General features: G+C 73.5%; 7 protein-coding genes and 1 pseudogene. 2 read left to right on the forward strand and 6 right to left on the reverse strand.

The features are described 5' to 3' along the window. Positions 1–92: 92 nt before the first annotated feature. Both ACLIYP_RS15705 and ACLIYP_RS15710 read right to left on the reverse strand, forming a co-directional pair. Positions 93–1,037, reverse strand: coding sequence for a DUF4429 domain-containing protein (locus tag ACLIYP_RS15705; protein ID WP_412713749.1), 945 nt, complete (start codon positions 1,035–1,037; stop codon positions 93–95). Between the two features lie 494 nt (positions 1,038–1,531). After that, positions 1,532–2,104, reverse strand: a pseudogene (locus ACLIYP_RS15710) (N-acetylmuramoyl-L-alanine amidase); the annotation flags it as partial. A 364-nt stretch (positions 2,105–2,468) separates the two neighbouring features. Between ACLIYP_RS15710 and ACLIYP_RS15715 the strand changes: the two are divergent. After that, positions 2,469–5,087: a SpoIIE family protein phosphatase gene (locus tag ACLIYP_RS15715; RefSeq protein WP_412713756.1), complete on the forward strand. Its 2,619-nt coding sequence runs from the start codon at positions 2,469–2,471 to the stop codon at positions 5,085–5,087. A gap of 134 nt (positions 5,088–5,221) precedes the next feature. Here the strand turns inward: ACLIYP_RS15715 and ACLIYP_RS15720 are convergent, their stop codons facing one another. From ACLIYP_RS15720 to ACLIYP_RS15735, 4 genes are read right to left on the reverse strand one after another with little or no spacing between them, the layout of a single operon-like run. Beyond that, on the reverse strand, positions 5,222–6,385 hold the full coding sequence (locus ACLIYP_RS15720; protein WP_412713750.1) for an acyl-CoA dehydrogenase family protein: 1,164 nt from the start codon (positions 6,383–6,385) through the stop codon (positions 5,222–5,224). Between the two features lie 5 nt (positions 6,386–6,390). After that, positions 6,391–7,407 carry a hydroxymethylglutaryl-CoA lyase gene (locus tag ACLIYP_RS15725; RefSeq protein ID WP_412713751.1) on the reverse strand — a complete coding sequence of 339 codons (1,017 nt, stop codon included), beginning with the start codon at positions 7,405–7,407 and terminating at the stop codon, positions 6,391–6,393. After that, the gene (locus ACLIYP_RS15730) at positions 7,404–9,530 is read right to left on the reverse strand and encodes an acetyl/propionyl/methylcrotonyl-CoA carboxylase subunit alpha (protein ID WP_412713752.1); all 2,127 of its coding nucleotides are present in this window, start codon (positions 9,528–9,530) and stop codon (positions 7,404–7,406) included. The genes ACLIYP_RS15725 and ACLIYP_RS15730 overlap by 4 nt, the downstream gene beginning before the upstream one ends. Before the next feature lie 14 nt (positions 9,531–9,544). Next, positions 9,545–11,176: a carboxyl transferase domain-containing protein gene (locus ACLIYP_RS15735; RefSeq protein ID WP_412713753.1), complete on the reverse strand. Its 1,632-nt coding sequence runs from the start codon at positions 11,174–11,176 to the stop codon at positions 9,545–9,547. An 87-nt stretch (positions 11,177–11,263) separates the two neighbouring features. On the opposite strand from ACLIYP_RS15735, the gene ACLIYP_RS15740 reads away from it, so the two are divergent. Next, a partial coding sequence (locus ACLIYP_RS15740) for an SACE_7040 family transcriptional regulator (RefSeq protein WP_412713754.1) occupies positions 11,264–11,884 on the forward strand: 621 nt, incomplete at its 3' end.

Below are 11,884 nucleotides of genomic sequence, written 5' to 3' on the forward strand. Positions count from 1 at the left end.
GCTCTTGTGCAAGAAATCTGCCCGATATCGGGCAGGATTGAGGCTGAAGGAGGGAGGCGGAGGCCGTGGTGGCCCGGTCACCGCCCCCGCTGTCAGAAGCGGCGCAGTACGGCCTGCTTGGCCGCGGTGAACTCCTCGTCGGTGAGCACCCCGTCACGGCGCAGCTCGCCCAGCTCGCGCAGCCGCCGCAGCAGGACGTCGTGATCGTCTCCCTCGGAACCGGAACCGGAACCGGAACCGGAGCCGGAGCCGTGTTCGGGGCCGGGCCCGGAGCCGGTCTCGGACCGCGGGCCGTCCGCGGGCGGCAGGGCGGGAGCGGACGCGGAGGCCGAGGGGTGCGGCAGCCGGGCGGTGACGGCGGCGGCCAGCAGGACCGAGCTGACGTCCTTGGCCTGCCGGACCCCCCACAGCACCAGGCAGTTGGGGTCGTGGTCGGGCTTGAGAACGGCGTGCGAGCCCTTGGGGCGGAAGCGCACGAAGCCGTTCTCCAGCCCGACCGCCGGGGACCACTCCACACCCGCCAGTTCGTGCAGCGCGAACGTCCGCGGTCCGGCGGAGGACTTGCTCCCCTCCGCCACCCAGTTCCAGTCGATCCGCACCCGGTCCCCGTCGAAGGAGGCCGTCCCGTCGGTGCCCTGCACCGTCAGCGGCACCGGCGGACCGGGCAGCAGATAGCGGTCGCACGGCTCGGCGACGGGCACCTGCTCCAGCAGCAGGGCGTTGCGCAGCTCGTCCGCGAGGTACTCGGCGACCCCGGCGCGGTCCGGCTCCACCTCGAGGCTGTACGGATCGGCGGCGTCGGGCAGCCGTCCGCCCGCGGCCTGGAGGAGCGGGTCGGCGCCGTGCCGCAGCCGCAGACGCAGCCGGCCGGCCTTGCGGCCGGGTTCGTAGGCGATCCCCGACACCGCCTCCAGCGGCACCGCCACCTCGCCGAGCAGCCTCCGTAGCCTGTGCACGCTCTTGTGGTGCCCCGGCACGATGCGCACCGTGCCGCCGTCGAACGCCCAGTTCCCCGCCCGCTGGAGTATCTCGGTCATGCGGTGATTGTCTCAGCCGCCGGACCGGACCCCCGTCCGTCGGCCCCGGTGCGCGCCGGCCCCGGCGTCCGTCAGTCCCAGTAGAGGCCGCGCAGCCGTGAGGTGGCGATGGTCACGGGGGCGTCGTCGTTCGGATCGGCGGGGTAGTAGGCGGCCTCGAAGCGCAGCTTCTCGCCGCGCGCGATGCTGCCGGAGTGGTGGAAGTCGGCGTAGGTGTTCCCCGAGGTGCCGATGCGTTCGATGATCCCGGACTCCCAGCGGGTGCCGTCCGGCCGCAGGTGGTAGAAGCGGCCCTGGATCGTGGACCCGGCCGGGAGGGCGGCGGTGAGGTGCGCCATCACCTGGTAGCGCGTCGCGCCGGTCAGGATGTCGGCGCCCTTGATGTCGAGGGTCTTCCACTGCCGGGGAGCGAGCCTGATGTCGCTGGTCTGGTACTCGCCGATCACCTTGGGCACGTCGTCCTCCTCGCCCCGGTCCCAGCCGGGGCTGTGGTTCAGGCGCTCGCGGACGCGGGCGCGCATCGTGTTCATGGAGAAACCGCGCGGGTCGACCTTGCCGGGCTGCCACTCCAGGTGCCCGATCACGGACTCCGCCTTCCAGCCGTGGTGGCGGCAGAGCGCGGCCGCGGCGCGTTCGATGGCGTCCAGCTGGGCCGCGGGCCAGGGGTCGCGGCCGTCGCCGAGGTTCTCGCACTCGAAGCCGTAGAAGTGGCGGTTGCCGTCGGTGTTCGCCTCGTTGTCCGGGGGGAGGGGTCTTTCGGCGATGACGGCGCGCAGGACGTCGTCGTCGCCCATGCCGGCGTGGTTGGCGCGGCCGTGGCCGACCATGTGGACCCGCCCGTCCTTGGTGATCACGCCGTGGCACAGCGGACCCGGCAGCGTCGAGTAGCCGGTGCGGCAGATCTCGACCGTCCGTGCCGACCCGGAGGTCACGGTGTGGTGGATCATCACGCCGTGCACCGGCCCCCACGGGCCCTTGTGGTTGCGGTTGTGGGTACGCCAGCTACCGACCTCGACGACTCTGAGCCCCTCTTTCCTGAGCGCGGCGACGAATGCGCTCGCGCCGATGGGAGTAGCCATGTGTGTTCTCCCGATTACTTCTGGTGAGGTGCCTGTTCTCTTTCCTTACCCACTCCGGCGGGTGCGCCCGAAGGAGTGGCCAAGATTTTTTGAAGCCCTCCCGCGCCGTCCGCGGCCGTGGCCCCCCGCCCGCGGGCGGGGGGCTGTTCGCCTCGAAGCGGAGAACAGTGTTAAGAATGGGCATGTGATCGGACTTTCCGACCGATCTCGGGATTCACTGCGCCGACTGCTCGGTGCCCGGCGTTCACCGGTGGAACGGCGCGAGGGCGGGAGAACGGAGGGCGGGGATCCCGGGGACAGGACGAGACGACCGCCGGAGCGGCACCCCGGCTCACTGCTGGGTGTGCGCAGTCTGGCGGGCCAGGTCTTCGTCCTCCAGGCCGTCCTCGTCCTCCTGCTCGTCCTCGCGGCCGTGGCGGCCCTGGTGGTGCAGGCGCGCAACGACAGCACGCGGGAGGCGCGCAACCGGTCGGTCGCGGTCGCCGAGGGGTTCGCCGGTGCGCCCGGACTGCCTGCGGTGCTCGCCGGCGGCGATCCCACAGCCCGGCTCCAGCCGCTCGCCGAAGGCGTCAGAGAGCGGTCCGGTGTGGACTTCCTCGTGGTGACGGACACCGACGGGATCCGCTACACCCACCCCAAACCGGACCGGATCGGGAAGAAGTTCGTCGGCAACATCGAACCGGCGCTGCGGGGCGAGGTCGTCACCGAGGAGATCGTCGGCACCATCGGCCCCCTGGTGCAGGCGGTCGTCCCCGTCCGGGACGCGAACGGCTCTGTCGTGGGCCTGGTCTCGGCGGGCATCACCGTCGAGAACGTCGAGGGCACCGCCGGAGGCCAGTTCCCGCTCCTCTTCGGCGCCTCCGCGGGGGCGCTGCTGCTGTCCATGGCGGGCACGGCGGTGGTCAGTCGGCGGCTGCTGCGCCAGACCCGCGGTCTGGGTCCCGGCGAGATGACCCGCATGTACGAACACCACGACGCCGTCCTGCACGCCGTCCGCGAGGGCGTGCTGATCGCCGGCGCCGACGGCCGGCTGGTGCTCGCCAACGACGAGGCGCGCCGGCTGCTGGACCTGCCCCCGGACGCCGAGGGCCGCTCCGTCGCCGACCTCGGCCTCCCGCCGCCCCTCGGCGGGCTGCTGGCCTCCGCGCGGGTGGCCGTCGACGAGGTCCACATGGCGGGGGAGCGGATGCTGGCCGTCAACCAGCAGCCCGTCGACCGCTACGGATCCCCGTCGGGCAGCGTCGCGACGTTCCGGGACACCACCGAGATGCGGGTGCTCTCCGAGCGCGCCGAGGCGACGGGCCGCAGGCTGCGGCTGCTGTACGACGTGGGCACGGGGATCGGCACCACGCTGGACATGGTGCGCACCGCCGAGGCGCTGGCGCAGGCCGCCGTACCCCGCCTGGCCGATTTCGTCACCGTCGACCTGGCCGAGCCGGTGCTGCGGGGCGAGGAGCCCGCCGGCGAGGCGGTGGACATGCGCAGGGTGGCCGCCGCGGGGATCCGGGAGGTCCCCTCCTTCTACGCCAGGGGGGACCTCATCAGGTTCGTCCCCTCCACCCCGCAGGCGCGGGGCTACGGGTCGGGGCAGGCGGTCCTGGAGGCCGACCTGACCGACGCCCCCGGCTGGCAGGCACAGGACCCCGAGCGCAGCCGGGGGATCATGGCGGAGGGCGTCCACTCCCTGATCACGGCGCCCCTCCAGGCGCGCGGCATCGTTCTGGGACTGGTCAACTTCTGGCGCTCCGAGAAGCCCGAGCCGTTCGACGAGGACGATCTGTCCCTGGCCGAGGAACTGGTGGCCCGGGCCGCGGTCGCCGTCGACAACGCCCGCCGCTACACGCGCGAGCACACCATGGCCGCCGCGCTCCAGCGCAGCCTGCTGCCGCGGGCCCTGCCCGAGCAGGACGCGCTGGACGTCGCCTACCGCTATCTGCCCGCCCACTCGGGGGTGGGCGGCGACTGGTTCGACGTGATCCCGCTGTCCGGCGCCCGGGTGGCACTGGTGGTCGGCGACGTCGTCGGCCATGGACTGCACGCGGCCGCCACCATGGGGCGGCTGCGGACCGCCGTCCACAACTTCTCCGCCCTGGACCTGCCGCCCGACGAGATCATCGGGCATCTCGACGAACTGGTGAGCCGCAGCGACCAGGAGGGGGACGGCGAGCACGGGACGCCGGACGGCACCCACGGAATGATGGGCGCCACCTGTCTGTACGCGATCTACGATCCGGCCTCCCGGCGCTGTGTCATGGCCCGGGCCGGGCATCCGCCTCCCGCGGTCGTCCGCCCCGACGGCGCCGTGGAGTTCCCCGACACGCCCGTCAGCGCCCCTCTCGGACTGGGCGCGCCGCCCTACGAGTCGGCCGAGATCGAACTGGCCGAAGGCAGCCGGCTGGTGCTGTACACCGACGGGCTGGTGGAGGACCGGGCGCGTGACATCGACACCGGGCTGGACCTGCTGGCGCAGGCGCTGACCGGGGCCGGCCGCTCCCCGGAGGAGACCTGTGACGCGGTGACCGGGGCGATGCTGGCCGGGCGCCCGCGCGACGACGTCGCCCTGCTCGTCGCCCGTACCAGGGCCCTGGCCGACGACCAGACGGCGTCGTGGGAGGTGCCCTCCGAGCCCGCCGCGGTCTCCGCCGTGCGCGAGGAGGTCGCGCGGCGGCTGGCCGACTGGGGGCTGGAGGAGACGGTGTTCACCACCGAGCTGATCCTCAGCGAGCTGGTCACCAACGCCATCCGGCACGCCACCGGGCCGGTGCGGGTCAGACTGCTCAGGGTGGAGCGCAGTCTGATCTGCGAGGTGTCCGACACCAGCAGCACCTCGCCGCACCTGCGCCGCGCGGCGACGACGGACGAGGGCGGGCGGGGGCTGTTCCTGGTGGCCCAGCTCTCCGAGCGATGGGGCACCCGCTACACCGGGTGCGGGAAGGTCATCTGGGCCGAGCAGCCACTGCCCCCGGTCTGACCGGCTCGTCCGGCCGGAGGCGCGGGACCGGAGGTGCGGGACCGGAGGCGCGGGACCGGGTGTGTGGGACCGGAGGCGGGGGTGCCGACGGCGCCCCCGCCCCGCTTGCCGGTCCCTCGGCCCGGGCCGAGGGATCAGGAGGAGGTGACGCCCAGCTCGCGGGCGATCAGCATGCGCTGGACCTCGCTGGTGCCCTCGCCGATCTCCAGGATCTTCGAATCCCGCCACATACGGGCCACCGGGTACTCGTTCATGAAGCCGTAGCCGCCGTGGATCTGGGTGGCCTCGCGGGCGTTGGTGACCGCGATCTCCGAGGAGTACAGCTTGGCGATGGCCGCCTCCTTCTTGAACGGCTCGCCCGCCAGCAGCCGGGAGGCCGCGTCGCGCCAGGCGATACGGGCGGTGTGGGCGCGCATCTCCATGTCGGCCAGCTTGAACTGGATGGCCTGGTTGGCCCCGATGGGGCGGCCGAAGGCGCGGCGCTCCCCGGCGTACCGCACCGACTCGTCCACACAGCCCTGGGCCAGGCCCGTGGCCAGCGCGGAGATGGCGATGCGGCCCTCGTCCAGGATGCGCAGGAACTGGGCGTAGCCGCGGCCCTCCTCGCCCAGCAGGTTGGCGGCCGGGACCCGGACGTCGGAGAAGGACAGCTCGCGGGTGTCCGAGGCGTTCCAGCCGACCTTGGAGTAGGGCGCGGCGACGGTGAAGCCCGGGGTGCCGGAGGGGACGATGATCGAGGAGATCTCCGGGCGGCCGTCGGGCTTGCGCCCGGTGACGGCGGTGACGGTGACCAGACCGGTGATGTCGGTGCCGGAGTTGGTGATGAAGCACTTGGTGCCGTTGATCACCCACTCGTCGCCGTCGCGTACGGCGGTGGTGCGGGTGCCGCCCGCGTCCGAGCCGCACTCGGGCTCGGTCAGGCCGAAGGCGCCGAGCATCTCGCCCGAGCACAGCCTCGGCAGCCACTGCCGCTTCTGCTCCTCGGTGCCGAAGCGGTACACGGGCATGGCGCCCAGCGAGACGGCGGCCTCCAGGGTGATGGCGACCGAGGAGTCCACCCGGGCCAGTTCCTCCAGGGCCAGGCACAGGGCGAGGTAGTCACCGCCCATGCCCCCGTACTCCTCGGGGAAGGGCAGGCCGAACAGGCCCATGCGGCCCATCTCGCGCACGATCTCGTAGGGGAACTCGTGGTTCTCGTAGAACTCCCCGATCTTCGGCGCGATGACGTCGTGCGCGAACTCCTCGACGGTGCGGCGCAGTTCCTCGTGCTCGGGGGAGAGGCGGTGGTCAAGGGACATGGGTGTCACTGCTCCTTGTGGGAGTCGCGGGAGACCTGGGTGCCCCGGGAGCCGCGGGTGTCGTGGGCTTCCTGGGAGGAGAGGGCGCGGACCGTGCGGGACGGGCTGGGCCGCCCCAGCCGCTCGGCCATCCACACGCTGGTGGCGGTGAGGCGGCCGAGGTCGACCCCGGTGTCGATGCCGAGGCCGTGCAGCATCCACACCAGGTCCTCGGTGGCGAGGTTGCCCGTGGCGCTCTTGGCGTACGGGCAGCCGCCGAGGCCGCCGGCGGAGGCGTCCACGGTGGTGACGCCGTGCCGGAGGGCGGCCAGGGTGTTGGACAGGGCCTGGCCGTAGGTGTCGTGGAAGTGGACGGCGAGGCGGCCGGTGGGCACGCCCGCGTCGTTCAGGGCGGCCAGCAGGGCGGTGACGTGGCCGGGGGTGGCCACGCCGATGGTGTCGCCCAGACTCAGCTCGTCGCAGCCGAGGTCGAGCAGGCGGCGGCAGACGCCGACCACCTGCGCGACGGGCACCGGGCCCTCCCACGGATCGCCGAAGCACATCGACAGATAACCGCGGACCCCGGCGCCCGCCTCCTTCGCGCGGGCGACCACCGGCTCGAACATCGCCAGGGCCTCGTCGACGGTGCGGTTGAGGTTGGCCCTGGCGAAGGACTCGGTGGCGCTGCCGAAGACGGCGATCTCGCGGACGCCGAGGGCCAGCGCCCGCTCCAGGCCGCGCTCGTTGGGCACGAGCGCCGGCAGCCGTACGGCGTCGGCGCCCGCCCGGTCGGCGAGGTCGGCCACGGCCGGGAACAGCTCCTCTGCGTCGGCCAGTTGGGGCACCCACCTGGGATGGACGAAGCTGGTCGCCTCGATGGTGCGCAGCCCGGCGTCGGCGAGCCTGCGGATGAACTCCGCCTTCACCTCGACGGGCACGGTCGACGGTTCGTTCTGCAGGCCGTCGCGCGCGCCCACCTCGTGGATGCGGACGCGGCCCGGAAGCCCCTCGGCCGCAACGGCCATGGGCAGACCCTCGATCATCGCGCGGCCCCCTTCTTCGGCCCCGGCTCGCCCGGCATCTCCGGCGGCGCCGGCGAATCACCGTCCGGCTCGGAGTCCTTCGGCTCGACGACGGCGAGCACCTGGTCCATGGCGACCGTGCTGCCCGCCGTGACGTCCAGTTCGGTGACGATCCCGTCGTAGGGGGCGGCGATGACGTGCTCCATCTTCATCGCCTCCACCACCAGCAGGCTCTGGCCGGCGGTGACCTCCTCGCCGACGGCCGCCTTGACGACGGTGACCGTGCCGGGCATCGGCGCGGTCAGCGCGTCGGCGCCGTGCGCCCCCGCGCCGCCCCGCAGGGCCGCCTCGACCGGGTCGTGGTCGGCCAGGTGCCAGCCCTGCCCGTCGCGGCCGAGCCAGCGGCTGCCGCCGGAGCGGGCGTGGGCGAAGGAGTGGGTCATCCCGTCCCAGGTCAGCGTCGCGCGGCCGGAGTCCTCGCCGGAATCCACACCGTCCTGCGACCGCAGCGCGGCACTCACCGGCTCGGCGTCCCCGACGCGGACCTCGGCGCCGTCGGCCCGCCCGCGCACCCGCACGGCCACCGGCTCGTGGCCCGGTGCCCGCAGGTGGTGGACCGTCCAGGCGGGCTCGCCGCCCAGCCGCCAGCCGGTCGGCGCGGAGAACGGGTCCGTCCAGCCCGGGGAGCCGCCCGCGGAGGCGGGGGGCGAGGGCTCCAGAGCGGCGTGCCGCAGCAGAGCCGCAGCCGCGTAGACCTCGTCCGGCACGGCCGACGGCAGCAGCGAGGCGGCGTCGCGGTCCACCAGGCCGGTGTCCAGCTCCCCGGAGACCACCGCGGGGTGGGCCAGCAGGGCGCGCAGGAAGGCGGTGTTGGTGTCCACGCCCAGCACGGTCGTCTCCGCCAGCGCGGAGCGCAGCCGCCGCAGCGCGGAGGCCCGGTCCGGACCGTGGGCGATCACCTTGGCGAGCATCGGGTCGTAGACGGTGCCCACCTCGGTGCCCTGCGCGAGCCCGGAGTCCACGCGGACGCCCTCGCCCGAGGGCTCCGAGAGCAGATGGACGGTACCGGCCGACGGCAGGAAGTCCACCCTTCCGCCGGTGGCGCGCGCCGTCTCCGCGCAGATGCGGGCCTCCACCGCGTGCCCGTTCAGGCGGACGTCCTCCTGACCGAAGGCCAGCGGCTCGCCGGCCGCCACCCGCAGCTGCCACTCCACCAGGTCCAGGCCGGTGATCAGCTCCGTCACCGGGTGCTCGACCTGGAGGCGGGTGTTCATCTCCATGAAGCAGTAGGCGGCCGGATCACCGCCGGGGACGATGAACTCCACCGTGCCGGCGCCCCGGTAGCCGCAGGAGCGGGCGGCGCGTACGGCCGCCTCGCCCATCGCGGCGCGGGTGGCCTCGTCCAGCAGCGGGCTGGGCGCCTCCTCGATGATCTTCTGGTGGCGGCGCTGGAGGCTGCACTCGCGCTCGCCCAGGTGCACCACGGTGCCGTGGCCGTCGGCCAGGACCTGGATCTCGATGTGCCGGGGCCGGTCGATCCACCGCTCCACCAGCAGGGTGTCGTCGCCGAAGGCGCCGCGGGCCTCGCGCCGCGCGGCGGCGATCTCCTCGGCCAGCAGCGCCTCGTCGCGCACCAGCCGCATGCCCTTGCCGCCGCCCCCGGCCGAGGGCTTGAGCAGGACGGGGGTCCCGATCTCCAGCGCCGCGGCGGTCAGTTCGGCATCGGTCAGTCCGCTGCCGCTGCTGCCGGGCACCACCGGCACCCCGGCGGCCCGCACCGTCTCCTTGGCGCGGATCTTGTCGCCCATCAGCTCGATGGCGTCGGCGGGCGGGCCGACGAAGACCATCCCGGCCGCCTCCACCGCGCGGGCGAAGGCGGCGTTCTCGGCGAGGAAGCCGTAGCCGGGGTGCACCGCCTGGGCGCCCGTCCGCCGGGCGGCCTCCAGCAGCCTCTCGATCGACAGATAACTCTCGGAGGCCACCGCCGGGCCGATCCGCACCGCGGTGTCCGCCTCCCGCACATGGCGCGCGTCGGCGTCCGCGTCGCTGAAGACGGCGACCGAGCGCACGCCCAGCCGCCGCAGCGTGCGGATGACGCGGACGGCGATCTCGCCGCGGTTGGCGACCAGCACCGTGTCGAACATGGAACGCATCCCCCTCACATCCGGAAGACGCCGTAGCCGGGCGCCGCGGGGTCCTTCTCGGGCAGCGGCGCGTTCGCGCACGCGGTGAGCGCGAGGCCGAGCACCGTACGCGTCTCCAGCGGGTCGATCACGCCGTCGTCCCACAGTCGCGCGGTGGCGTAGTAGGCGTTGCCCTGGGTCTCGTACTGCTCGCGGACGGGCGCCTTGAAGGCGTCCTCCTCCTCGGCGCTCCACTCCTCGCCGCGCGCCTGAAGCTGGTCGCGCTTGACGGTGGCCAGCACCGAGGCGGCCTGCTCGCCGCCCATCACCGAGATCTTGGCGTTGGGCCACATCCACATGAAGCGCGGCGAGTACGCCCGGCCGCACATCGAGTAGTTGCCCGCTCCGTAGGAGCCGCCGACGACGACCGTCAGCTTGGGCACCCGGGTGCAGGCCACGGCCGTCACCATCTTGGCGCCGTGCTTGGCGATGCCGCCCGCCTCGTACTGGCGGCCCACCATGAAGCCGGAGATGTTCTGCAGGAACACCAGCGGTATGCCGCGCTGGTCGCACAGCTCGATGAAGTGCGCGCCCTTCTGGGCGGACTCGGCGAACAGGATGCCGTTGTTGGCGACGATCCCGACCGGGTGGCCGTGGATGCGGGCGAAGCCCGTCACCAGAGTCGTGCCGTACTCGGCCTTGAACTCCGCGAACCGGGAGCCGTCGACGACACGGGCGATGACCTCGCGCACGTCGTAGGGGGTGCGCGAGTCGACGGGGACCGCGCCGTAGAGCCCGGCCGGGTCGACCTTCGGCTCCTCCGCCGGCTCCACCGGCCACGGCAGCGGGCCGCGGCGGGGGAGGGTGGCCACGATGTCCCGCACGATGCGCAGGGCGTGGGCGTCGTCCTCGGCGAGGTGGTCGGTCACGCCGGAGGTGCGCGAGTGGACCTCGCCGCCGCCCAGTTCCTCGGCCGTGACGACCTCGCCGGTGGCCGCCTTCACCAGCGGCGGCCCGCCCAGGAAGATCGTGCCCTGGCCGCGCACGATCACGGCCTCGTCGCTCATCGCCGGCACGTAGGCGCCGCCCGCCGTGCACGAGCCGAGGACGGCGGCGATCTGCGGGATGCCCGCGCCGGACATCCGGGCCTGGTTGTAGAAGATCCGCCCGAAGTGCTCGCGGTCGGGGAAGACCTCGTCCTGCATGGGCAGGAAGGCGCCGCCCGAATCCACCAGGTACACGCACGGCAGCCGGTTCTCCAGGGCCACCTCCTGCGCGCGCAGGTGCTTCTTGACCGTCATCGGGTAGTACGTGCCGCCCTTGACCGTGGCGTCGTTGGCGACGACCACCACCTCGCGGCCCGAGACCCGCCCGATGCCGGCGATCACACCCGCGGCCGGTGCCTGGCCCTCGTACATCCCGTCCGCCGCGAGCGGAGCCAGCTCCAGGAAGGGGGACCCCGGATCCAGCAGGGTGTCCACCCGGTCCCGCGGCAGCAGCTTGCCGCGCGCGGTGTGCCGCGCCCGTGCCCGCTCGCCGCCGCCCAGCCGTGCCGCGGCGAGCTTCTCGCGCAGTCGCGCGGCCAGCTCGCGGTGCGCGGCCTCGTTCGCCCTCGCCGCCTCTGACGCCGGATCCACGGCGCTGACCAGCGGAGGTGCCTGCTGCATGCCCTTCGAGCCCCCTTGCTCGGTTAGTGAGCGTTAACCTCGTCCATCAGGTTAACGCCCGCTAACCCGGCTGTCTACAATTCCCCCATGACCACCAGGACCGACGCCCCCACCCGCCGAGAGCAGATCCTCGGCGAGGCCGCCCGCCTGTTCGCCGAGCGCGGCTTCCACGGCGTCGGCGTGGACGAGATAGGCGCGGCGGTCGGCATCAGCGGCCCCGGTCTCTACCGCCACTTCGCGGGCAAGGACGCGATGCTCGCGGAGCTGCTGGTGGGCATCAGCGAGCGGCTGTACTCCGGCGGGCGCAGGTGCCTGGCGGAGTCCGCCGGCGCCGGCCTCGCGCCGGGGGCGACGCTGGACGCGCTCATCGGCCGCCACATCGACTTCGCGCTCGACGACCGCGCCCTGATCACCCTCCACGACCGGGAGCTGGACCGGCTGCGCGACAGCGACCGCAAGCTGGTGCGCCAGCTCCAGCGCCAGTACGTGGAGCTGTGGGTGGGCGTCGTGCGCCAGGTGCACCCGGAGCTGCCGGAGAAGGAGGCCCGCGCCTCCGTCCACGCAGTCTTCGGCCTGCTCAACTCCACGCCCCATCTGAGCCGCCCCTCCTCGCTGCCGGACCGCGACGCGGCGGCCGCCCTCCTGCACCGGCTGGCCCGCGGCGCCTTCGCCGCGGCCGCGGCGGACGGCGGCGCGAGCGGTGGCGCG

The sequence above is a fragment of the Streptomyces nanhaiensis genome, assembly GCF_046614825.1.
Classification (GTDB): Bacteria; Actinomycetota; Actinomycetes; order Streptomycetales; family Streptomycetaceae; genus Streptomyces; species Streptomyces radiopugnans.

What these genes read in the sequence shown, in the direction of transcription:
- ACLIYP_RS15705 (WP_412713749.1), bottom strand. Translation starts at nt 1,037, where the DNA reads ATGACCGAGATACTCCAGCGGGCGGGGAACTGGGCGTTCGACGGCGGC.
- ACLIYP_RS15735 (WP_412713753.1), bottom strand. Translation starts at nt 11,176, where the DNA reads ATGCAGCAGGCACCTCCGCTGGTCAGCGCCGTGGATCCGGCGTCAGAG.
- ACLIYP_RS15730 (WP_412713752.1), bottom strand. Translation starts at nt 9,530, where the DNA reads ATGTTCGACACGGTGCTGGTCGCCAACCGCGGCGAGATCGCCGTCCGC.
- ACLIYP_RS15720 (WP_412713750.1), bottom strand. Translation starts at nt 6,385, where the DNA reads ATGTCCCTTGACCACCGCCTCTCCCCCGAGCACGAGGAACTGCGCCGC.
- ACLIYP_RS15725 (WP_412713751.1), bottom strand. Translation starts at nt 7,407, where the DNA reads ATGATCGAGGGTCTGCCCATGGCCGTTGCGGCCGAGGGGCTTCCGGGC.